The organism is Ilumatobacter sp., assembly GCF_965215205.1.
Taxonomy (GTDB): Bacteria; Actinomycetota; Acidimicrobiia; order Acidimicrobiales; family Ilumatobacteraceae; genus Ilumatobacter_A.
The window spans coordinates 738824-760432 of the sequence record NZ_OZ244049.1 but is presented as its reverse complement, the minus strand read 5'-3'; the positions used below and the strand labels follow the sequence as shown (position 1 = coordinate 760432).

The window sequence follows — 21609 nt, the reverse complement described above, 5'->3', positions numbered from 1 at the left end:
GGAGCCTTCAGCATCGCACCCGAGGGCGCCGCCGCCGCGGCGCACCCGGGGGAGGCTCAGAGGTCGAGGATCGAGCGGATCTGCTCGGCGTAGTAGGCGCGCCCCTCCGGGCGCAGGTGGATCCCGTCGGAGGCGTAGCACTCGGCCGACGGGCACAGCGGCGCGAAGCCGGCCCAGTCGAGCAGCTCGACGTTGTCGTACTTGTTGATCGTCGAGTAGATCATCGCGTTGTTGGCCGACTCGACCCCGGGGTGGGTCGGGATGACCACCGAGAGGATGACGACCTGGGGCACGTCGGCGACCGCCTCCATCATCGCGTCCATCTGCTGCTGGCTGATCGGCGAGTTCGTGCCGAGGTGGATGACCAGGTCGCGCGGCAGGCGGTCGCGCTCGGCGAGGGTGCGCACGTAGTCGAGCCCGTCGCCCCAGGACCGGCTCTCGACGGCGTCGACGGTGATCCCGAGCTCGTCGAGGTTCGCGGCGGCGCCCTTCATCACCGAGTCCCCGACGGCGAGCAGCTCGGGCGCGGGCTCCTCGGGCGGCGGGGGCTCGGTGGAGGCGGGGACGATCACCGCGTCCGTCGCCGCGGGGTCCGAGGTCGCGTCGCCGTCGGCATCGGGCGCGGGGTCGGGCGCGGCGTCGGCGGCGGGGTCACCGCTCGCCTCGTCCGGCGCGTCCGCCTCGACGGCAGCCACGCCGTCGGAGGAGCCGTCGTCGGAGACGGTCGCATCGGCGGGGTCGTCGGCCGCGCCGAGCGGGTCGCCCTGCTCGTCGAGGTCGGCCACCCCGTCGCAGTCGAGGTCGACCAGGGTGTCGCAGACGAAGTCCTCGCCCTCCGCGATCGACCGCTGCACCTCGTTCTGCTTCAGCTCGGCGGTCGCCATGCTGCCGACCGCGAACACGCTGAGCGCGACGGCGGCGAACGCCCCGCCGAACGCCCACTGGCGCTGGGTGTGGGTGAGCGGGCGGCGGCGGCGCGCGGTGCGCCCCCGCAGCAGCTCGCCGATCCGCCCCTCGCGGATCGGGGTCTCGATCCAGCGGTACGAGAGCTCGGTGACGATGCAGGTCGCGATCATCGCGAGCACGAACTCGTGGATGCGCAGCTGGTTCGCCGCGACGTCGCGGATGATCTGGTAGATCGGCCAGTGGTACAGGTACAGCCCGTACGACCGGGTCCCGATCCACACCAGCACGGGCAGCGACAGCAGGCGGCCGGTGAGCGCCCCGCGGTGGGTCACGGCGGCGATGACCGCCAGGGTGGCGAGCCCGGTGAGGAACAGCCCGCCGCGGAACAGCAGGGGGTGCACCCCGAGCGACGGATCGAAGCCGACCTTCACGCACATGGCGGCCAGCCCCACCAGTGCGACGACCGCGACCACGTCGAAGACGAACCCCCGACGCCGCAGCGGGCCGCGCATCACCGCCGTCGGGCGCCAGACCATCGCGAACGCCGAGCCGAGCAGCAGCCCACCCGCTCGGGTGATCGTCGACAGGTAGAGGAAGTCGGGGGTGGAGATCGCCCGGTCACCGATCGAGAAGTACGCGCCCGGGGTCAGCTCGGGCGTCTGCTGGGGCCCCGAGGTCGCCAGCACCGCGACGATCACGGTGATCGCGACGGCGCCCAGGAAGAGCCAGCGCGCCGTCCCGGCGATGCGGCGGGTGCCCGAGCGCACGAGCGCCAGCATGACCAACGGCCAGACGATGTAGAACTGCTCCTCGACCGCGAGGCTCCACAGGTGCCGCAACGGGGCGAAGTCGTTGCCGGCGCTGTAGCCGGCGCCGATCCACACCTGGTACCAGTTCGAGCCGTACAGAGCGCCCGCGATCACGTCGCCGCGCAGCTTGCCGAGCGCGTCCTGCTCGAACAGCGACACCCAGATCGCGAGCAGCAGCATCATCGTGAACAGCGCCGGCAGCAGACGGCGCGCCCGTCGCATCCAGAACCCGACGAGGCTGATCGAGCCCTCGCGCTCGTGCTCCGCGATGAGCAGGAGGGTGATCAGGTAGCCCGAGATGACGAAGAACACCTCGACGCCGAGGTAGCCGCCGGCGAGCCACGAGCTGTTCGCGTGGTACACCATCACCGCGACCACGGCGAGGGCGCGCAGGCCGTCGAGCCCGGGCAGGTAGGGGATCTGGCTGATGCGCCGGTTCGCCGTCGCCGGGCCGGTCTCGGGGCGCGGGCCACCCGACGCACGGCGGGCTGCAGCGGCGTCGACGGTCGCGGTCACGGACCCCAGTATCGCTCAGACGGAGGCCAGATCGAGGTTCACCACGATCTCACGCGCCGTGGCCGCCTGGTTCAGGGTGTACAGGTGGAGCCCCGGGGCCCCGGCGGCGAGCAGCGACCGGCACAGCTCGGACGCGATCTCGATGCCGATCCGTCGGATCTGCTCGGGGTCGGACCCGCGGTCGAGGCGGTCGATCAGCCAGCCCGGCACCTCGGCGCCGGACATCTCGGCCATGCGCGCGACGTGCTTCACGTTCGTCACCGGCATGATCCCGGGGACGATCGGCTTGTCGATCCCCAGTGCGTCCATCTCGTCCACGAGTCGCACGTAGTGCTCGACGTCGAAGAAGAACTGGGTGATCGCGAAGTCGGCGATCGACAGCTTGTCGGCCAGGTGCCGCCGGTCGATCTCGCGCGACGGGCTGCGCGGGTGGACCTCGGGGTGCGCGGCGACGCCCACGCAGAACGAGCCGCTCGCGCTGACGTCCTCGAGGAGGTCGAGCGCGTAGGTGTAGTCGCTGCGCGCCGGGGTGTCGTCGGCGGGCGGGTCACCCCCGAGCGCGAGGATGTTCTGGACGTTGCGGCGCCGGTACTCGACCAGGAGCCCCGCCACCTCGGTGCGGGTGTGGCCGAGGCAGGTCAGGTGGGCCATCGGCTCCAGGCCGGTGTCGGCGCGCATCCACGAGACGACCTCGCCGGTGCGGTGCCGATCCGAGCCCCCCGCGCCGTAGGTGATCGAGACGAAGTCCGGCTCGAGAGCCTCGAGCTCGCCCACCGCCCGCCCGAGCTGCATCGTCGCGTTCGGTGTCTTCGGCGGGAAGAACTCGAATGAGAGGGTGCGCTTCTCGGCCAGGAGATCACCGATGCGGGCCATCCCGTCACGATACGTCCGACGCCGATTCGTTCCACATCGTGGAACGGCTGGGGACCCTCGATGAACGGCGAGTCGGCGCGGGGGCGGCCGGTGCGTCGGTGCGTCGCGCTCCGAGCGGATCAGTGCCGGAAGTGGCGGGTCCCGGTGAGCACCATCGCCATCCCGTGCTCGTCGGCGGCGGCGACGACCTCGTCGTCGCGCACCGAGCCGCCGGGCTGCACGACGCAGGCGATCCCGGCCTCGGCCGCCGCGTCGAGCCCGTCGCGGAACGGGAAGAACGCGTCGCTCGCGCACGCGCCGCCGCGCGCACGCCCGTCGGAGCGGCCCGCCGCGATGCGCGCCGAGTCCAGTCGGTTCTGCTGCCCGGCACCGATCCCGTACGCCCGACGGTCCTTCGCGTAGACGATCGCGTTGCTGCTCACGGCGGCGCACACGGTCCACGCGAACTCCAGGTCGGCCCACTCCTCCTCGGTCGGCTGGCGCTCGGTGACGACGCGCCACCCGTCGTCGCGCCCGCCGACCGGGTCGGGCGTCTGGATCAGCAGGCCGCCGTCGATCGGCCGCAGGTCGTAGGGCAGCGGGGACGGAGCGCTCGCGCTCATCACCCGGAGGTTTTTCCTCGACGTCAGCACCTCGAGCGCGGCGGGTTCGAAGTCGGGCGCGATGACGACCTCGGTGAACACCGACGAGAGCGGTTCGGCCATCTCGGCCGTGACGGTCCGGTTGGCGGCCACGATCCCCCCGAACGCGCTGACGGGATCGCACTCGTTCGCCGCGACGTACGCGGACGCGATGTCGTCGCCGAGCGCGACCCCGCACGGGTTGGCGTGCTTGACGACCACGACGGCCGGGCCGTCGAAGCGCTGGACGAGGCGCCACGCCGCCTCGGTGTCGAACACGTTGAGGTACGACAGCGCCTTGCCGCCGTGCTGGGTCATCGAGTCCCACCAGCTCGTCGCCCCGACCTGCCGGTACCGGGCCCCCTCCTGGTGCGGGTTCTCGCCGTAGCGCAGCGGCTGCGCCCGCTCGAGCGCGAGGTGGATCGAGGCGGGGAGCACGTCGTCGACGTCGACGTCGACGTCCGCACCCGGCGCCCCGGCGGCGCCGGCACGGTCCGGGGGCCCGCCCGCGGCCGCCCCGGCGTCGGTGGCCGCCGCGAGGTCGGCGGTCGTGCCGGCGCCGGTGCCGGCGCCCGTCCCCGTCGTGGTCGTGGTCGTGGTCGACGCGTCGAGATCGGGGTCCGTCTCGTCGAACCAGGTGACGATCGCCGCGTCGTAGGCGGCGGTGTGGGCGAACGCCGCTCGTGCGAGTCGTCGCCGGGTCGCGTCCGACAGCGCGCCCTCGCGCTCCAGCTCGGCCACCGTCGTGCCGTAGTCGTCCGGGTCGACGAGCACCCCGACCACGGAGTGGTTCTTGGCCGCCGCCCGCACCATCGCCGGCCCGCCGATGTCGATCAGCTCGATGCCCGGATCGGAGGAGAACGGGTACAGGTTGCCCACGACGAGGTCGATGGGCTCGATGCCGTACGCCTCCATGTCGGCGCGGTGCTCGGCGTCGGCCGGATCGGCGAGGATGCCGCCGTGCACCTTCGGGTGGAGGGTCACGACGCGATGGCCCAGGATCGCGGGCACACCCGTCCACTCGACCACGTCGGTGACCGCGATCCCGGCATCGGCGATCGCCGCCGCGGTCCCCCCCGAGGAGACCAGCGACCAACCGAGCTCGCTCAGCGAACGGGCGAGGTCGACGACCCCGGTCTTGTCGTACACGGACAGCAGGGCGGTGGGCACCCGTGCGACCGTAGCGAGCCCCGCCGCGATCCGGGTCGGACCGCTGGCGCGACGGCGCTCAGAGGTCGGCGACGATGGCGGCCATCAGCTCGCCGGCCTCGGTCGGGTTCCGGCCGACCTTCACCCCGGCGTCGGAGAGCGCGTCCATCTTGCCCTGCGCCGTCCCCTTGCCGCCCGAGACGATCGCGCCGGCGTGGCCCATCTTCTTGCCGGCGGGAGCGGTGACCCCCGCGACGTAGGCGGACATCGGCTTGGAGACGTTGGCGCCGATGAACTCGGCCGCCTCCTCCTCGGCCGAACCGCCGATCTCGCCGATCATCATGATCGCGTGGGTCTCGGGATCCTCCTCGAACTCCGCGAGGCAGTCGACGAAGGTGGTCCCCGGGACGGGGTCGCCGCCGATGCCGACGCAGGTCGAGACCCCGATGCCCTTCTGCTTGAGCTCGTACAGCGCCTGGTAGGTCAGCGTGCCCGACCGGCTGACGATGCCGACGTTCGGCCCGTCCGCGGTGGGCTCCTGGGCGATCTCGCCGGCGGTGATCCCGATGTTGCACTTCCCGGGGCTGATGATCCCCGGGCAGTTCGGGCCCAGCAGGCGCGTCCCGGGGAACTCACGGACGAGCTGGTTGTAGGTCATCGCCTCGTCCTGGGCGGGGATCCCCTCGGTGATGCACACGACGAGCGCGATCCCGGCCTCGGCGGCCTCGATGATCGCGGCGGGCGCGAACTTCGGGGGGACCGCGGCGAAGGACGCCGTCGCCCCCGTGGCGTCGACGGCCTCCTGGACCGAGTCGAACACGGGGATGCCGTCGACCTCCTGGCCGCCCTTGCCGGGGGTCACGCCCCCGACGACCTGGGTCCCGTAGTCGCGGTTGCGCAGCCCGTGGTACTTGCCCTGCCCGCCGGTCAGGCCCTGCACCAGGACCTTGGTGCTCTCGTTGACGAAGATTGCCATGGTTCTCTCTTCTCTCGATGGTTCGTGACCCGGCGATGTCCGACCCGGTGCCGGGCACCGGGTGGGGCGGGTCGGGGCGGGTCAGGCGTTGGCGAGCTCGACGGCGGCGCGGGCGGCGTCGAGCATGGTCGGCTCGGAGCGGAGCTTGTCCTGCGAGATGCCGGCGTCGGCCAGGATCTGGCGACCCTCCTCGGCGTTCGTCCCGTCGAGGCGGATCACGATCGGAGCCGACAGGTCGACGCGACCCATCGCCTCGACGATCCCCTTCGCGACCTCCTCGCCGCGGGTGATCCCCCCGAAGATGTTGACGAAGATCGCCTTGACCGCCTCGTCGGAGTTGATCACCTCGAGCGCATCGGCCATCACGTCCGCGTTCGCCCCGCCGCCGATGTCGAGGAAGTTCGCGGCCGAACCGCCGACCTGGTTGACGACGTCGAGCGTCGACATCGCGAGGCCCGCGCCGTTCGCGATGATCCCGACCGTCCCGTCGAGGCCGATGTACTGCAGGTTCCGCTCGGCCGCCATCTTCTCGCGGTCGTCCATCTCGGTGAGGCCCTTGAACTCCTCCCACTCCGGGTGGCGGAACTCGGCGTTGCCGTCGAGGGTGACCTTCGCGTCGAGCGCGTGCACCTCACCGGTCGGCTTGAGGATCAACGGGTTGATCTCGGCGAGGTCGCAGTCGCCGCGGGTGTAGCACTCGTACAGCTTCACGACGATGTCCGCCGCTCCGTCGAGGGCCCGCTCGGGCAGCTTCGCGTCGACGCACGCCTGGCGGGCGGTCGCCTCGTCGAGGCCGTTGACCGGGTCGATGTGCAGGCGCACGATCGCGTCGGGGTCCTCCTCGGCGACCGTCTCGATCTCCACGCCGCCCTCGGCGGAGAGCATCATCAGGTGCTTCTTGGCGGCGCGGTCGAGGGTGAAGCTGACGTAGTACTCCTCGTCGATGTCGGAGGCCTCCTCCACCCAGACCCGCCGCACCTCGTGGCCCTTGATGTCCATCCCGAGGATGCTCCCGGCGTGCTCGCGCACCTGCTCGGCGTCGTCGGCCAGCTTGATCCCGCCGGCCTTGCCACGTCCACCGACCTGGACCTGGGCCTTGACGACGACGGGGTAGCCGGCTTCGTCGGCCGCCGCGACGGCCTCGTCGACCGTGTCGGCCGGGCCGCCCGCGCTCACCGGGATGTCGTATCGGGCGAAGTACTGCTTGCCCTGGTACTCGAAGAGATCCACGTCAGATCACCGCTTCCTGTGTTGGTTCGTCGTGTTCGGTCGGTCGTCGCCGGGGTCGGCTCGCTGCCCGTGTCGTCAGGCCGTCTCGCGCTCGTCGAGGGCGGACTCGAGCCACTCGCCGATGGCGCGCAGAGACGACCCGGGCCCGAAGATCGCGGCGACCCCCTGCTCGGTCAGGGCGGCGACGTCGGCGTCGGGGATGACCCCGCCGCCGAAGATCATCACGTCGTCGAGGCCGCGGTCGCGCAGCTCGCTCATCACCCGGGGGAACAGCGTGAGGTGCGCACCCGACAGCAGCGAGAGCCCGACCCCGTCGGCGTCCTCCTGGAGCACCGTCTCGGCGATCTGCTCGGGGGTCTGGTGGAGGCCGGTGTAGATCACCTCGAAACCGTGGTCGCGCAGCGCGCGCGTGATCGTCTTGGCGCCTCGGTCGTGTCCGTCGAGCCCGGGCTTGGCGACGACGATTCGGTAGGGGCGTTCCACGAGGACCAGACCTTACGCAACGGCTCACGCCAACCCCCAACCGCCGGGGTCGCGGACCGGTGGGCGGACGCACCGACCCGGTGAGGAGCCGAGCCGATGCGTCGCCACAATGGGTCCGTGGTCTCGTCGCGCATCCCCGAGCTGCGGTCCCCGTTCGCCCGAGCGGTCGTCCCCGTCGTCGGCGGGATCGCGTTCTTCGTCGTGCTCGGTCTGGTGACCTGGGCGATCGCGGCGTTCCTGTCGTCGGGGGACAACGAGCCGACCGAGGACCTCGCCCCGGTCCGCCTCGAGCTCGGCTCGGTCGCGCGGCAGGCGAACAACGTGGACGAGGGCGGGCCGATCCTGATCCCCGAGCTGCTCACGATCACCGGCGACCGGTCCCTGGTGCTCGACCACGAGGGCGACGACCCCGCCGAGGGGTGGAGGCTGTACTACGCCTTCCCGGCCGGGCGACCCGACTGCCCGGTCGACCAGATCCGCACGACCGCCACCTTCGTCGACTGCGACGGCGTCGAGATCGACGTCACCGAGCTGTCGCCGCCGACCGAGGCGGTGCGCCCCGTCGTGCAGGACGGCGAGACGCTGTACCTCGACCTGCGTGCCTTCTCGGCACCGACCGGCGCGACGGGCGCGGGCACCGCGGGGTCGTCACCGGCCGCCACGACCGACCCCTGACGAATCGGAGCCGGTCGGTGTCGAGCCGGGCCCGGGGGGAGGGTCCGCAGCGTCAGCGGCTCGACGCCGAGACGGCGTCGACGAGGCGGCTGGCGAACTGCTCGGCGTGCGCGTCGAGCTTGCCGCGGCTCATCGCGAGCCCGCCGATGACGTAGGCGCCGGTGTCGCCGACCGCCGCCGTCAGGCGATCGAGCGCCCCACCGGGTGACAGGGCGAACGTGCAGAACGCCGCCGCCTTCTTGCCCCGCATCGCCGGCAGGTTGGCGATGGAGTTGACCGCCCACGGGGCCTGGCCGAACACGAACGCTCCGTGCACCCAGGTGCCGACGAGGACGATGTCGGCGGCCTGGATCGACGTCAGGTCGGGGCGTGCGACCTTCGACAGGCCGGTGATCGACCACCGCTCCTGGGCGAGGAGGTCGGCCGTCTTCTCCGCCGCCGTCCAGGTGTTGCCCGTCAAGCTCTCGACCAGGATCGCTGCCTTCACGGGCTCAGTCTGCCACGCGGGCGGGCCGCGGGCCGCGGTCACCGGTCGCGGCGCGGGGCACGGAGGTCGTCACCCGACGCGAGCGCCGCTGCCGCCGGCCCCCGACGTCGGCACGGACTCGACGAGCGGGCTCACCCACGCGTCGACATCCGACGACGCCGTGACGTCCGCACGTCCGATCCGGTCGCGGCCGTCGCGCTTCGCGACCATCAGCGCCTCGTCGGCGGCCTTCACCAACTCGACGCTCGACGAGCCGTGGTGCGGACGGGCGCTGGCGACCCCGATGCTGATCGTCATCGCGGGCGCTCCGCGCTTCGAACGACGTGCGCTCAGGTGCGCCCGAACCCGCCGGGCCAGCATCACCGCCGTGTCGATGTCGACACCGCCCAGCACGGCGGAGAACTCGTCGCCACCGATGCGCGCCGCCAGGTCGCTCGGTCGGCGGCACACCGACTCGAGCGATCGCGCCAGATCGCCGAGGACGCGATCGCCCACGTCGTGTCCGTGGTCGTCGTTCATCGCCTTGAAGTTGTCGACGTCGACCGTGATCACCGCGATCGGCTGGTCGAAGCGGGCGGCCCGGCGCCACTGCTCGTCGAGGAAGTCGTCGAAGTGGCGTCGGTTGGCCACCCCGGTGAGGGGGTCGGAGAACGCGAGCTGCAGCGCCCGCTCCTCGGCGAGGTGGCGGTCGGTGACGTCTCCGTGCGCGATCGTCACGAACCGGCCGAGCCGGTTGTCGAGCGCCGACATCACGACCTGGAACCAGCGCTGCTGATCGGGCGCGTGGCACGGGTAGTCGGCGCACCCCTCGTCGCGTGCGCCGTCGAGGATGTCGCGCAGCATCTCGAAGATCTCGGTCGCGCCCTCGTCGTCGCCCGTCATGGGCTCGCACGCCGCAGCGAAGTAGTTCCACCCGACCCAGTCGACGTCGTCACCCACGCCGTTGTCGCGCCCGAACGCGATCCACGCCTGGTTGACCCACACGATGTCGCCCCGGTCGTCGACCACGGCGACCGCGTCGGTCATCTCGTCCATGGCCATCGACAGGATGTCGGTCAGATCCGACCCCGTCAGCGAGGAGCCACCCGTCCTGGTCGTGCCGCCGTCGTCCACCATCGCCGTCCTTCCCACCGGCTCCATGATACTGGCTCACGCTCCGTGTCCGAACGGCCACTCATCCGACGTGCGGATCCGCCACCCCCGTGGCGAGCGACCCGGCGCGACGCTCGGACCACCGCCTCAGAGCTTGGCCAGCGGCGCCCAGGCGAGCGACAGGTGCTTCAACCCGACCCCGTCGGCGAAGTTGACGACGGCCTCGGCCTTGTCCCCCTCGCCGTCGAGGGCGATGACGGTCCCCCCGCCGAACGCGGGGTGCTCCACCCGATCGCCCACCGCGAACCCTCGCTCGTGGCCGTTCGTCGGTTCGACGCCACGACCGGCGCGCAGCGCCGCGTCGACGACGCGCTCGCGGTGCTCGGTCTCGGTCTCCGCGTGCAGGTCGGCGTTGATGTCGATGCCGCCGGTGTCGTCGTCGGAGCGGCCACGCCGGTACGGCGGCGGGTCGGAGCGATGGGCCGCCCCGCGCTCGGAGCGGTAGCTCTGCCGACCGTACGACGACCGACCCGAGACCTTCCCCCGCGACTCGACGAGCTCGGCGGGGATCTCGTCGAAGAAGCGCGACGGCGGGTTGTACTGGGTCGAGCCGAACAGCTGGCGGCTCCACGCGTGGGTCATGTACAGGCGCCGCATCGCCCGCGTGATCCCGACGTAGGCGAGGCGGCGCTCCTCCTCCATCTCGACCGGTTCCGTCAGGGCCCGGATGTGGGGGAAGACGCCCTCCTCCACCCCGGCGAGGAAGACGATCGGGAACTCGAGTCCCTTGGCCGAGTGGAGCGTCATCAGCACGACCTGGTCGTCGTCGTCGAGCTGGTCGGTGTCGGCGACGAGCGCGACCTGTTCCATGAACTCGTCGATCACCGTGAACTCGCGCGCCGAGCCGATCAGCTCGCCGAGGTTCTCCAACCGGGAGTGGGCCTCGACGGTGTCCTCCGCCTCGAGCTCGCCCAGGTACCCCGACCCCTCCAGCGCGAGCTGGAGCACGTCTCCGGGGCCGTGGGAGGGGTCGGCGGCCGTCTCGGCGAGACCGTCGAGCAGCTCGACGAAGGACGCGATCCCCCGCACGGCCGGGCCCGTGATCCCGGCCTCGTCGCTGCGCCGCAGCGCCTCGACGAACGGGATCGCCTCGGATCGGGCGAGCGCGTCGAGCTTGTCGACGCTGGCGTCGCCGATCCCGCGCTTGGGGGTGTTGAGGATCCGCTTCAGCGACACCTCGTCGGTCGGGTTGACCGTCACCCGCAGGTACGCCATGGCGTCCTTGACCTCGCGCCGGTCGTGGAAGCGGGTCCCGCCGACCACCATGTACGGCACCCCGACCCGCATGAACGCCTCCTCGAGCACGCGGCTCTGGGCGTTGGTGCGGTAGAGCACGGCCATGTCGCGCCACGAGACCCCCCGCTCGGCGTTCGACTCGCGGGCGGTCGAGGCGATGAAGGTGGCCTCGTCACCCTCGTCGTCGGCGTGGTAGCGCACGATGCGGTCACCGCTGCCGAGGTCGGTCCACAGCGACTTGGGCCTGCGCTCGGTGTTGTTGTCGATCACCGCGTTCGCCGCGTCGAGGATCGTCTGGGTGCTGCGGTAGTTCTGGTCGAGCACCACGGTCGTGACGTCGGGGAACGCCTCCTCGAACTGGAGGATGTTGCGGAAGTCGGCCCCGCGGAAGCGGTACACCGACTGGTCGGTGTCGCCGACCACGCACACGTTGTGGTGGCCGCCGGCGAGCAGCAGCACGATCTCGTTCTGGGCCTGGTTGGTGTCCTGGTACTCGTCGACGAGGACGTGGGCGAACCGCTCGCGGTGGTGCTCCAGCACGTTCGGGTGCTCACGGAACAACCGCACGACGTTGAGCAGCAGGTCGTCGAAGTCCATCGCGCCGGCCGTGCGCAGCCGCGCCTGGTACTCGGCGTACACCTCGGCGTGCTTGCGGTCGAAGATGTTCTCGGCCTGATCGGCCATCTGATCGGGTGTGACCAGCTCGTTCTTGCGCAACGAGATGATCCCGTGGACGCCGCGCGGGGTGAACCGCTTCGAGTCGAGGCCGAGGTCTCGGATCACGTACGACGTGAGCCGGTTCGAGTCGGCGGAGTCGTAGATCGAGAACTGGCGCGGGTAGCCGATCGCCTCGGCGTTGGACCGCAGGATGCGCACGCAGGCGGAGTGGAACGTCGACACCCACATCGTCCGCACGACCGGCCCGACGAGCTCGTGCACCCGGTCGCGCATCTCGGACGCGGCCTTGTTGGTGAAGGTGATCGCGAGGATCGACGACGGGTGCGCGCCCTCGTGGATCAGGTTGGCGATCCGGTGGGTGAGCACGCGGGTCTTCCCGGACCCGGCGCCGGCGACGACGAGCAACGGGCCGTCGGTGTGGACGACCGCGTCGAGCTGGTCGGGGTTGAGGCCCTGGGTGAACGGCGACGGCCCCGAGCCGCCGCGGCGCGGCGCCGGCGCGGCGGCGCGTGCGAGCTCGTCGGCGTCGTCGACCTCGCTCGCGCTCGGCGGGGCGGCCTCGCTCGACTCGGCCGGGTGCGGGACGTCGGCGAACAACTCCTCATCGGTCATGGCGACTCCCACTCTAGGGAGGGGGTGCGACGCTGCCGGAGGAGCCACCGCCGCCCCGTGACGGTCGGCGAGCGTCGGGCGCGGTCGCTCCCGTCGGGTCGCACGGGGCGAGGGGACGTCGCTTCCCGGGTGTCGGCCGGACGACGCGCGCGCCGGTCGGACGGTGCGCCCACGCCCATCGGAGCAGGTGCCGCTGCACGACATGACGCCGCGGTGGGGTGTCGTCCCGCTCGCCGCCTGGAGCACCCGACGTCGCGCTCGCGATCGACGTTTCGGCGATGCTGGAGCCGCCTCTCTCCCGGACGGAACCGACCCCGGTGGCCGGATCGTCCACGAGTACGGTGCGCGCATGGCCGAGCACTCCCCCGCATCCGCCCGCACCACGGTGCGGCGCGGCGCCCCGCGCGCGGTCTACGAGCGCGACCGGATCCGTGACGTGCTCGACGCGGGGATCGTCGCCCACGTCGGGGTGCAGACCGACGACGGGCCGATCGTGCTGCCCATGGCCTACGGGGTGCGCGGGAGCGGCGGGGACGCCGAGCTGCTGCTGCACGGAGCGCTCGCGAACGCCCTGCTGCGCGCCGGGCGCGGTCTCGACGTGTGCGCGACCGTCACGATCGTCGACGGGCTCGTCGTCGCTCGCTCACCGTTCCACAACTCGATGAACCACCGCTCGGTGGTGGTGCGCGGCATCGCGTCCGCGGTCGAGGGCGACGCCGAGCGACTCGACGCGCTGCGGATCATCAACGACCACGTCGCCGCGATCTGGGACACGGCTCGTCCGCCGTCGGCGAGCGAGCTGCGACGAACCCTCGTGCTGTCGGTGCCCCTCGCGGAGGCATCGTCCAAGGTCCGCGACGGAGACCCGGTCGACGACGACTCCGATCTCGACGGACCGCACTGGGCGGGCGTCGTCCCGCTCGTCGCGTCGTGGGGGGAGCCGATGGCCGCGAGCGACCTGAGGGCCGGGGCGTCCCTTCCGGATGCCGTCGCCGGGCTGGCCGGCACCGACGCGCACCGACGCTGAGGGGGTGCCGGTCGGCCGCCGTGCGTGAGCTTCGGCGTCCGCTGCGTCAGCCCGAGACGACGACGCTGCGCTCGTGGCGCGTCGTGCGCGCGACCGCGGCGAGCTTCGGGAGCACGCACGGGCGGCCCGAGCACGCGTCCCAGGTGCGGAGCCCGCCGTTCACGATCGGCTCGTCGGAGATCGAGCGCACCTGCTCGGCGACCTCGAGGCAGCGGATCAGCTCGTCGGGGCTGTACGACGCCCACACCGTGATGTCGTTGGCCTCGACGTCGGAGATCGGGGCTCCGTCGGTGCAGTTCCAGCCGTCGTCGCTCCTCGTCCGGGTGCGCACGATCCGGACGCGACCGCGGGCGTTGACGAGGATGTCTCCGGCGCTCAGCGATCTCACGGATCTGTCATCGGCCGGGGACGGCCGGGAGTTGAGCGGTTCGCCGACGGCGGATCAGGTGGCGCGGACCCCTCGTCGCGTCAGCTCTCCGCCTGCTCGGCGAGCTCGAGCCACGCGGATTCGAGGTCGTCGAGCTCGCCCTGGGCCTGCACGAGGATCTCGCCGCGCTCGGCGAGCACGACGTGATCGGTCGTCGCGGCGAGCTCGGCGTTCAGCGAGTCGACCTTGCGCTGCGCCTTGACCATCGCCTGCTCGGTCTCACGGAGGCGACGTCCGATCGTCGACGGGCTCGGGCCCGTGCGCGCGCGTCGTCCCCGGTCCCGCGACGTCCTCGCCGGCGCCGACGCGCCCGACGTCGAGGTCGGAGACGACGGGAGCGTCACCTCGTCGCTCGCCGTCGAGGACGGTGCGCCGGTGGTCGACGCGCCGGAGCCGGCTCGACCTGCGCTCGGTGCCGAGGCACGCGAGACGTCCGACGTGTGCCGTGGGGTCGTCGACCGCCGCGACGAGGGGCGCCGACCGCGCGACGTCGTGCGCTCGTCCAACCACCCCGACACCCCGCCCGGGACCCGGCGGACCTCGCCGTCGGGCTCGATGGCGAGCACGTGGTCCGCGACGCGATCGAGGAACGCCCGATCGTGGCTCGCCACCACGAGCGCCCCGGACCACCCGTCGAGGAACTCCTCGAGCGATCGCAGGGTGTCCAGATCGAGGTCGTTCGTCGGCTCGTCGAGCACGAGGAGGTTCGGTTGCCGTGCGAGCACCATCACGAGCTGGAGTCGTCGCTTCTCACCGCCCGACAGCATCCGCACCGGGGCGTGCTGCGCGGTCGAGTCGAACCAGAACCGCTCGAGCAGCGCGGTGTCGGTGTGATCGGGCTCGCGCAGCGGACCGGCGACGGTCCGACGGACGGTCAGGTCGGGATCGAGGGTGGAGGAGTGCTGGTCGGCGTACCCGACCACGACGGTCGATCCGACGGTGACGGTGCCCTCGGTCGGCTGCCGACGCCCGGCCACCACGTCGAGCAGGGTCGTCTTGCCCGACCCGTTCGGCCCCACCACGGCGAGCCGCGACCCCGGCTCGATCGCCAGGTCGACGTCGCGCAGCACGGTCACCGGGTCGCCGCCGGACGACGCGCGCTCCCCCGTCGCGTCCGCGTGGGGGCGGGCGGTGTCGGTGCTGGCGGTGTCGGTGCTGGCGGTGTCGGTGCGGGCGGTCTCGAAGCGCTGGGTCACGCCGCTCAGCTCGACGACCTGGTTGCCGAGCCGGGTCGTCCCCGCCCCGAGCTCGAGGTCGTCGGCGCGCACGCCGAGGTCGCGCGGGCCGCCCGCCACGATCTCGCCGGCGGTGCGCAGCCGCGCCTTGGGCTTCGAGGTGCGCGCCGGCGCCCCCCGCCGCAGCCAGGCGAGCTCCTGGCGGGCGAGGATGCGGCGGGTCGACTCCTCCTTCGCCTCACGCTCGATGCGCTCCGAGCGGGCGTCGAGGTAGGTGGCGTAGGCGCTCGAGCCGGCCGCCGCCTGGTGGGTGAACGCCCGACCGTCGTCGAGCTCGACCACCCTCGAGGGCCCGACCTCGGAGGTCAGCCGGTCGAGGGCGTGGCGGTCGTGGGTGACGAGCACCAGAGCGGCCGACATCGCCACGAGGCGCCCCTCGAGCCACTCGATCGCCTCGAGATCCAGGTGGTTCGTGGGCTCGTCGAGCACGATCACGTCGTGGGCGTCGACGATGCCCCCGCCGCCGGCGGCGCCGTTGTCGGCGAGGACCCGGGCGAGGGCGACGCGCTTGGCCTGCCCGCCCGACAGCGCGTCGGTGCGCCGATCGAAGAGGCCGAGCACGCCGAGCGAAGTCGCGATCGACGCGACCTCCCACCCGTCGCCCAGGTGCTCGGCCACCGTGCCGGCGGGCAGGACCGGATCCTGCTCGAGCATGGTGATCCGTGCGCCACGACCGAAGCGGACCACGCCGGCATCGGGTGCCAGCGCACCCGTCAGCACGCGCAGCAGGGTCGTCTTGCCCGACCCGTTCACACCGACCACCGCGATCCGGTCGCCGCGCGAGATCGTCAGGTCGAGATCGTCGAAGAGCACCTTGTCGGGCTGCTCCACCCGCACCCCGGATGCGTCGACGCAGATCACGTGACCACGCTAGGGGCGACTCACCGAACCACGCCGAGGCCCCCGGCCGAGCGACCGGGGACCACGGTCGTGCCGGGGCCCGGCGCGAGCTCGCGAGCACCACCTGCCGACCGCGCTCCGCGGCGACGGGCGTCGCGGTGGGGCGTGTGTGGCACGGTGGCGCCGTGTCGTGGCGCGAGGAGACGAGGACCGCCACCGCCGTCGCCGTCGGTGGCGTCGTCGGCGCGACCGGACGGTGGTGCGTGTCGACGATCGTGATCGCGACGGACGGCGGGTTCCCGTGGGCGACGTTCGTGGTGAACGTCGTCGGCAGCGCGCTGATCGGCGTCGCGGCCGCCCGCCTGCGACCCGACACGACGGCGTGGGCGGTGACGACGACCGGGGTGCTCGGGGGTTTCACCACGATGTCGTCGTTCGCCGTCGAGCTCGACGATCTCCTCGACGAGGGCCGAGGCGGCGTCGCGCTCGCCTACCTCGGCGCCACCCTCGTCGTGGGGCTCGTCGTGCTGGGCGTGGCGCGCCGCCTCGCCGGGAACGGCACGCCGCCCGACCGGGACGGCCTCGCGACGTGACGCCGGTGCTGTTCGCCCTGGCCGCCGCGATCGGTGCGGTCCTGCGCCACGCGCTCGGGCGGCTCCTCCCCTCGTGGCGGGCGCTGCTCATCGCCAACACCGCCGGTTCCGCTGCGCTCGGCTGGCTCGTCGAGGCCGACGTCTCACGATCGACGGTGCTCGTCGTCGGTTCCGGACTGTGCGGCGCGCTCACCACCTTCTCGTCGTTCGCCCTCCGGGTCCGCGAGCTCGGGCCACGCCGGGGGACGGCGTACGTCGTCGCCACGATGGTCTGCGCGTGCGGCGCCGCCGCGATCGCGTCGTCGTGCTGAGCGCGCGCGGCCTGTCCGCCCCGGCACCCCGGGGCGATCACGGCCGTCGTCGTCGCGCCCGGCGAGCGAGCCTCCGGGTCGGCGATCCTCAGTCGACGAGGATCCGCACCGGCAGCTCGCGCGGGCCGCGCACCTGGCCGACCGACCAGCGGACGTCGCCGGCGAGCTCGAAGTTCGGGAAGCGACGGAGGAACTCCTCGATCGCGACCCGCAGCTCGAGGCGCGCGAGGTTGGAGCCGAGGCAGCGGTGGATGCCGAGCCCGAACGCCGAGTGCCGGTTGGCCTCGCGGTCGATGACGAAGGTGTCGGCGTCCTCGAACTGCTTCGGGTCGCGGTTGGCGGCCGGGAACGGCAGCAGGACCCAGTCGTCCCGCTTCATCGGGCAGCCGTGGAAGTCGATGTCCTCCGCGACGAGGCGCGCCATGGTCACCGGTGCGTACGCGCGCAGGAACTCCTCGAGCGCGAACGTCATCACCTCGGGGTCGTCGAGGAGGCGGGCGCGGTCGGCCGGGGTCTGGGCGAGGTGCCACAGCGACGAGCCGATCGCCGACCAGGTCGTGTCGATCCCGGCGACGAGCAGCAGGATGATCGTGCCCCGGACGTGCTCGGGCGCCAGCTTGCTCCCGTCCATCTCGACCTCGAGCAGGTAGCCGGTGAGGTCGTCGCGCGGGTCGTCGATGTGGTCGCGCACCTGTGCGTCGATGTACTCCTCGAGCTTCCGGAACGCCTGACCCCGCTGCTCGGGCTCGTCGTTGATCCGCTCCAGCACGGTGTGCACGAACTCGCGGAACAGCTCGTCGTCGGCGGCCGGGAACCCGAGCATCCGACCGATCACGCTGACCGGGATGTGCTGCGCGTACTGGACGGCCGCGTCGACGACCGTCTCGCCGGGGGTGATCTCGCCCATCTCGTCGAGCAGCTCGCCGCACAGGCGCCGGACGTCGTCCTCCCACGGCTCGATCTGCTTCGGCGCGAACGGCGGCAGCAGGAGGCGGCGCGCCATGCCGTGGAACGGCGGGTCGCTCGTGATCGGCGGGGCGCCGCCGATCGGCGCCGGCAGGGCCATGTCACCGGGCCGGGTCGTGCTCACGACGACCGAGCGGCTGGTGAAGTGATCGGTGTCGTACGCGACCTCGTTGACCGTGTCGTGGGTGATCGGCGCCCACATGCCGCCGTAGCGGTCGCTGCGCGCGACCGGGCAGCCCGATTCGCGCAGCTCCTTCCAGATCTCGGGGGCGCGGCGGTTGTACTCGGGGTTCGCGTGGTCGAGGTCGGTCGCCCAGTCCTCGACGGGCCCGTAGTGGGCCGGATCGTAGGGGACCCGGTCCCACACGTGGGTTCCCTCCGGGCTGTCGCCGCGGACCGGCGGGACGTACACGTAGCCGTCGTGCGGGGTGGACTCCGCATCGGGGGCGACGCTCGCGTCGGGCGTCGTGTCGGGTCGGGTGTCGGTCATCGGGTGCTCCACTGGTCGGTCGGGTCGTTCGGGTCCGGCCGTCGGTGCCGGGGTCGTCGGGGCGCGCTCACGTCACTCGGCGACCGAGATCGCGTACTCCGGGCAGTTCGCCGCGGCGAGGCGGGCCTTGTCGTGCAGGTCGGCGGGCACGTCACCGTCGACGAGCAGCACCGCCTGGCCGTAGTCGTCGACGTCGAACAGCTCGGGCGCCAGCGCGTAGCACCGGTTGTGGCCCTGGCACTTGTCTGAGTCGAGGTGGATCTGCATGTTGCCTCCGGTGCTGACGACGTCGGGCGTCGGGTGGACCGTCCTGGATCCGACCCGCTGCGCTCGATGTTCGGAACGTTGTTCCAATCTTGCCCGGTCCGGCGCCGGAAGGCAAGCCGCGGCCCGGAGCGGCCTCGCGTCCGAGCCCGGCGGGTCGTCGCGCGCGGCGTCTCGCCGCCCGTCTCGCCGCGCCCGGCGTGCCGTCGGGATCAACGAGTCGCGTTCGGGCGACGTCCGGCGCGCCGGGACACGACGACGAACGCGATCGCGGCGGGGACGGTGACGACCGCCGTCGCCGTCCCCACCCCCAGGCTGGTGTCGGCGAGCACCCCGACGAGCGCCGGGGTCACGAGCATCGCCACGCGAGATCCACCCGTGAGCGCTCCGAGTCCGGCGCCGGTCACCCCGCGGTGGCGAGCCGCGTCGTCGTAGAGCTTCGGGAACTGCGTCGCGACGCCCAGCCCCGCGACGCCGTAGGCGACGATCACCACCCACCGATCGGGAGCGAACGACGCCACCACCAGCGCGACGACGGTGAGGCCGATCGCGGCTCGGAACACCTCCTCGCGCCCGAAGCGCACGATCGCCGCGTCGCCCCCGAAGCGCCCGATGGTCATCCCCGCCGTGAACGCGACGTAGGCGAGCCCGGCGACGCCGACGCGCACCCCGAGGTCGTCGCTCAACCGGAACGCCGCCCAGTCGCTCGATGTCTGCTCCATGGCGATGGAGCAGGCCCCGGCGAGCCCGAGCAGGACCAGCACCGTGGGCACGCGTCGGCGTCGGACGTCCGTCGGCGAGGGGACGGCCACCCCCGGGTCGACCGACCCGCGACCACCGACGGCCTCGCGTTCATCCCCCGCGCCGTCGCGCTCCGCGGCGCCGTCGGCCTCCGCCTCGTCGCGGCCCGGGCCCTCGGCGCGGTCGGCGCCCTCGTCGGAGCGCAGGAGGCCGCGGCTGACCGCCGCCACGACGAGCAGCATGAGCAGCGCGACCACGTAGAGGTGCGCGGTCAGCGAGATCCCGGCCTCCGCGACCCGGGTCGCCGCGAACCCGCCGACGACGGTGCCGAGGCTCCACAGCCCGTGCAGCCGGTTCATCACCGGGGTCGACCGGCGTGCGCTGACCCACGAGCCCTGGAGGTTCATCGCCGAGTCGACGTACACGTCGAGCACCGCGAGCCCCACGAGCCCGACGACGAGCACGGCCACCACGTCGGCCGACCCGACGACGGCCAGCGCGGCCGTGAGACCGAGCGCCGCGGCGACCAGGACGCGCCGCGACCCGAACCGGTCGATCAGCGCGCCGACGGTCGCGCTGCCCGCGAGCCCGGCGGCCGCGGCGAACGCGAGCAGCGCGCCGAGCGTGCCGAGGCTCACGTCCACCCGGTCGCGGATCTCCGGGAGGCGGGGGACGTAGGAGGCGAAGATCGCCCCGTTGACGAAGAACTGCGCCGCGACCGCGGCGAGCGCACGGCGATCGTCGCGGCCGAGACCCGAGCGGCTCACCTCGCCGGCCCCGGTCGACGACCGCGCGTCATCGCACCGGCTTCATCGCGGGTGCCCCGGCCCGGCGACCCGGACCGCGCCGGACCCGGGCGGGCGACGTCGGCCCCCCACGGCCGCGACGTCGTCGCGCCGACCTCGTCCACGCGTCGTCACGGGACCGTTCCGAGGACGTCGGACAGCGAGTCGGCGGCGGCCTCGAGCCCGACGTCGACGACCGCGGCGATCGGGCGGTCGTCACCGGTGACCGCGGCCAGCGGCCCGCCGCGCACCGTCCCCGAGGTGAGCACCACCAGCGACGCTCCGGGATGGACCTCCCGCAGGACGGACGCCTTCGCGATCGTGCGCCAGACCGACTCGAGGCGCCCGAGACCGGGGCGCGACGGGGTGTGGACACCGGCGAACTCGAACCACGCCTCGACCCCGTCCGAGCGGCGGGCGCGGGCGCTGATCGTGACCCCCGGGGCGACGCGCACGTTCTCCTCCACGTCGACGAAGCCGCACTCGGCGAGCACGTCGCGCGCGAGGTCCTTGAGGGTGCGCCGATCGGGGAGGTCGCTGGGAGCCATCGACCCCACGCGCTCGCGCGCCCGCTCGACGTAGGCGACCTCGGTGTCGTACCCGACGTAGTGGCGTCCGGTGCGCACCGCGGCGACCGCCGTCGTCCCCGATCCCATGAACGGGTCGAGCACCACGTCTCCGCGGTAGGTGAACAGGTGCAGGCACCGCTCGACGAGCGCGACCGGGAACGGGGCGGGGTGCCCGACGCGGGTCGCGGACTCCGCGGGGATCTCCCACACGTCGAGCGTCGCCTCCATGAACTCGTCGCCGGGGATCGTCGCATCGCCGTCTCCGCCCTCGCCGTCTCGACCGCGCCCGACGCGATCGAAGCGGCCCTTGCTCGCGATCACGATCCGCTCGGTCGTGTCGCGCAGCACCGGGTTCGCCGGTGAGCGGTACGAACCCCACGCGCACGAGCCGCTCGCCCCGCGCTGCTTCTGCCAGACGATCTCGCCACGCAGGAGCAGGCGCAGGTCGTCCTGGAGGATGGTGGTGACGTCGGCGGCCAGGTTCCGGTACGGCTTGCGACCCAGGTTCGCCACGTTGACCGCGATCCGCCCTCCCGGCTCGAGGGTGCGGACCGACTCGCCGAGCACGTCGCGCAGCATCTCGAGGTAGGCGATGTAGTCGCCCGGGACGTGACCCTCGCCGAGGGCGGTCTCGTACTCCTTGCCGGCGAAGTAGGGCGGGGAGGTCACGACGAGCGCGACCGATGCGTCGGGGACCGCCCCCATCGAGCGTGCGTCGCCGAGGTGGATCACGTCGACCTCCCCCGGCGGCGACAGCTCGTCGTCGTCGCTGACGACCGGGGGCGCGAAGCGGGCGTAGAAGTCGGTCGAGTCGTGCGACTCGCGCCGGCCGGCCCCGAACGCCGACGTGGAGGTGCCCATCAGCGCGCGCGACGGGAGGGGTGGGCGGCCGACATCCCGCACAACCTAGAAGAAGTTCGCGCGCTCCGTAGTGGACGGTCGCGCGGCTCGCGTTCACG

At 72.6% G+C, this 21609-nt stretch carries 19 protein-coding genes; 4 read left to right on the top strand and 15 right to left on the bottom strand.

All coding sequences use genetic code 11. From position 1 onward, the window contains the following. Nucleotides 1–56: 56 nt before the first annotated feature. The 6 genes from ACOOHC_RS03635 to ACOOHC_RS03610 all read right to left on the bottom strand — a co-directional run bounded on the left by ACOOHC_RS03635 (nucleotide 57) and on the right by ACOOHC_RS03610 (nucleotide 7562). Nucleotides 57–2231: an acyltransferase family protein gene (locus ACOOHC_RS03635; RefSeq protein ID WP_420452654.1), complete on the bottom strand. Its 2175-nt coding sequence runs from the start codon at nucleotides 2229–2231 to the stop codon at nucleotides 57–59. 15 nt (nucleotides 2232–2246) lie between these two features. Continuing rightward, complete coding sequence (locus ACOOHC_RS03630; protein ID WP_420452653.1) at nucleotides 2247–3104, bottom strand: methylenetetrahydrofolate reductase; 858 nt, start codon at nucleotides 3102–3104, stop codon at nucleotides 2247–2249. A gap of 119 nt (nucleotides 3105–3223) precedes the next feature. Next, nucleotides 3224–4894 carry a bifunctional phosphoribosylaminoimidazolecarboxamide formyltransferase/IMP cyclohydrolase gene (gene purH, locus ACOOHC_RS03625; RefSeq protein WP_420452652.1) on the bottom strand — a complete coding sequence of 557 codons (1671 nt, stop codon included), beginning with the start codon at nucleotides 4892–4894 and terminating at the stop codon, nucleotides 3224–3226. 58 nt (nucleotides 4895–4952) lie between these two features. Beyond that, entirely contained in the window at nucleotides 4953–5849 is an 897-nt protein-coding gene (gene sucD / locus ACOOHC_RS03620) for a succinate--CoA ligase subunit alpha (RefSeq protein WP_420452651.1), read from the bottom strand. An 81-nt stretch (nucleotides 5850–5930) separates the two neighbouring features. Further along, the gene (gene sucC, locus ACOOHC_RS03615; RefSeq protein WP_420452650.1) at nucleotides 5931–7079 is read right to left on the bottom strand and encodes an ADP-forming succinate--CoA ligase subunit beta; all 1149 of its coding nucleotides are present in this window, start codon (nucleotides 7077–7079) and stop codon (nucleotides 5931–5933) included. A 75-nt stretch (nucleotides 7080–7154) separates the two neighbouring features. Further along, complete coding sequence (locus tag ACOOHC_RS03610; protein WP_420452649.1) at nucleotides 7155–7562, bottom strand: cobalamin B12-binding domain-containing protein; 408 nt, start codon at nucleotides 7560–7562, stop codon at nucleotides 7155–7157. A 96-nt stretch (nucleotides 7563–7658) separates the two neighbouring features. On the opposite strand from ACOOHC_RS03610, the gene ACOOHC_RS03605 reads away from it, so the two are divergent. After that, a complete protein-coding gene (locus ACOOHC_RS03605; protein WP_420452648.1) occupies nucleotides 7659–8237 on the top strand; it encodes a hypothetical protein in 579 nt (192 codons plus the stop codon). Nucleotides 8238–8289: 52 nt separating this feature from the next. Here the strand turns inward: ACOOHC_RS03605 and ACOOHC_RS03600 are convergent, their stop codons facing one another. The 3 genes from ACOOHC_RS03600 to pcrA all read right to left on the bottom strand — a co-directional run bounded on the left by ACOOHC_RS03600 (nucleotide 8290) and on the right by pcrA (nucleotide 12402). After that, nucleotides 8290–8724 (bottom strand): flavodoxin family protein, encoded by a 435-nt coding sequence (locus ACOOHC_RS03600; RefSeq protein WP_420452647.1) that lies wholly within the window; start codon nucleotides 8722–8724, stop codon nucleotides 8290–8292. 69 nt (nucleotides 8725–8793) lie between these two features. Next, complete coding sequence (locus ACOOHC_RS03595) at nucleotides 8794–9855, bottom strand: GGDEF domain-containing protein (RefSeq protein ID WP_420452646.1); 1062 nt, start codon at nucleotides 9853–9855, stop codon at nucleotides 8794–8796. A gap of 108 nt (nucleotides 9856–9963) precedes the next feature. Beyond that, nucleotides 9964–12402, bottom strand: a complete 2439-nt coding sequence (gene pcrA / locus ACOOHC_RS03590) for a DNA helicase PcrA (protein ID WP_420452645.1) — start codon at nucleotides 12400–12402, stop codon at nucleotides 9964–9966. 349 nt (nucleotides 12403–12751) lie between these two features. Between pcrA and ACOOHC_RS03585 the strand changes: the two genes are divergently transcribed. Further along, nucleotides 12752–13429, top strand: coding sequence for a pyridoxamine 5'-phosphate oxidase family protein (locus ACOOHC_RS03585; RefSeq protein ID WP_420452644.1), 678 nt, complete (start codon nucleotides 12752–12754; stop codon nucleotides 13427–13429). Between the two features lie 46 nt (nucleotides 13430–13475). Here ACOOHC_RS03585 and ACOOHC_RS03580 read toward each other — a convergent pair whose 3' ends face one another. Together ACOOHC_RS03580 and ACOOHC_RS03575 are read right to left on the bottom strand one after the other, a co-directional pair. Next, entirely contained in the window at nucleotides 13476–13817 is a 342-nt protein-coding gene (locus ACOOHC_RS03580) for a hypothetical protein (protein ID WP_420452643.1), read from the bottom strand. An 80-nt stretch (nucleotides 13818–13897) separates the two neighbouring features. After that, nucleotides 13898–15952 (bottom strand): ABC-F family ATP-binding cassette domain-containing protein, encoded by a 2055-nt coding sequence (locus ACOOHC_RS03575; protein WP_420452642.1) that lies wholly within the window; start codon nucleotides 15950–15952, stop codon nucleotides 13898–13900. A gap of 164 nt (nucleotides 15953–16116) precedes the next feature. Here ACOOHC_RS03575 and ACOOHC_RS03570 point away from each other — a divergent pair, with 164 nt between their 5' ends. Together ACOOHC_RS03570 and ACOOHC_RS03565 are read left to right on the top strand one after the other, a co-directional pair. Next, nucleotides 16117–16524: a FluC/FEX family fluoride channel gene (locus tag ACOOHC_RS03570; RefSeq protein ID WP_420452641.1), complete on the top strand. Its 408-nt coding sequence runs from the start codon at nucleotides 16117–16119 to the stop codon at nucleotides 16522–16524. Nucleotides 16525–16529: 5 nt separating this feature from the next. Continuing rightward, complete coding sequence (locus ACOOHC_RS03565) at nucleotides 16530–16835, top strand: fluoride efflux transporter FluC (protein WP_420452640.1); 306 nt, start codon at nucleotides 16530–16532, stop codon at nucleotides 16833–16835. Between the two features lie 88 nt (nucleotides 16836–16923). Here ACOOHC_RS03565 and ACOOHC_RS03560 read toward each other — a convergent pair whose 3' ends face one another. From ACOOHC_RS03560 to ACOOHC_RS03545, 4 genes are all read right to left on the bottom strand, one after another. Beyond that, the gene (locus tag ACOOHC_RS03560) at nucleotides 16924–18291 is read right to left on the bottom strand and encodes a cytochrome P450 (RefSeq protein WP_420452639.1); all 1368 of its coding nucleotides are present in this window, start codon (nucleotides 18289–18291) and stop codon (nucleotides 16924–16926) included. A 72-nt stretch (nucleotides 18292–18363) separates the two neighbouring features. Then, on the bottom strand, nucleotides 18364–18558 hold the full coding sequence (locus tag ACOOHC_RS03555; RefSeq protein ID WP_420452638.1) for a ferredoxin: 195 nt from the start codon (nucleotides 18556–18558) through the stop codon (nucleotides 18364–18366). A gap of 209 nt (nucleotides 18559–18767) precedes the next feature. Continuing rightward, on the bottom strand, nucleotides 18768–20063 hold the full coding sequence (locus tag ACOOHC_RS03550; protein ID WP_420452637.1) for an MFS transporter: 1296 nt from the start codon (nucleotides 20061–20063) through the stop codon (nucleotides 18768–18770). A gap of 149 nt (nucleotides 20064–20212) precedes the next feature. Beyond that, the gene (locus tag ACOOHC_RS03545) at nucleotides 20213–21511 is read right to left on the bottom strand and encodes a DNA-methyltransferase (protein WP_420452636.1); all 1299 of its coding nucleotides are present in this window, start codon (nucleotides 21509–21511) and stop codon (nucleotides 20213–20215) included. Between the last annotated feature and the right edge of the window lie 98 nt (nucleotides 21512–21609).

Bases quoted from the DNA above. Each gene is read 5' to 3' on its own strand.
- ACOOHC_RS03630 (WP_420452653.1), bottom strand. From the start codon at position 3,104: ATGGCCCGCATCGGTGATCTCCTGGCCGAGAAGCGCACCCTCTCATTC.
- sucD (WP_420452651.1), bottom strand. From the start codon at position 5,849: ATGGCAATCTTCGTCAACGAGAGCACCAAGGTCCTGGTGCAGGGCCTG.
- ACOOHC_RS03605 (WP_420452648.1), top strand. From the start codon at position 7,659: ATGCGTCGCCACAATGGGTCCGTGGTCTCGTCGCGCATCCCCGAGCTG.
- pcrA (WP_420452645.1), bottom strand. From the start codon at position 12,402: ATGACCGATGAGGAGTTGTTCGCCGACGTCCCGCACCCGGCCGAGTCG.
- ACOOHC_RS03585 (WP_420452644.1), top strand. From the start codon at position 12,752: ATGGCCGAGCACTCCCCCGCATCCGCCCGCACCACGGTGCGGCGCGGC.
- ACOOHC_RS03560 (WP_420452639.1), bottom strand. From the start codon at position 18,291: ATGACCGACACCCGACCCGACACGACGCCCGACGCGAGCGTCGCCCCC.
- ACOOHC_RS03555 (WP_420452638.1), bottom strand. From the start codon at position 18,558: ATGCAGATCCACCTCGACTCAGACAAGTGCCAGGGCCACAACCGGTGC.
- ACOOHC_RS03545 (WP_420452636.1), bottom strand. From the start codon at position 21,511: ATGGGCACCTCCACGTCGGCGTTCGGGGCCGGCCGGCGCGAGTCGCAC.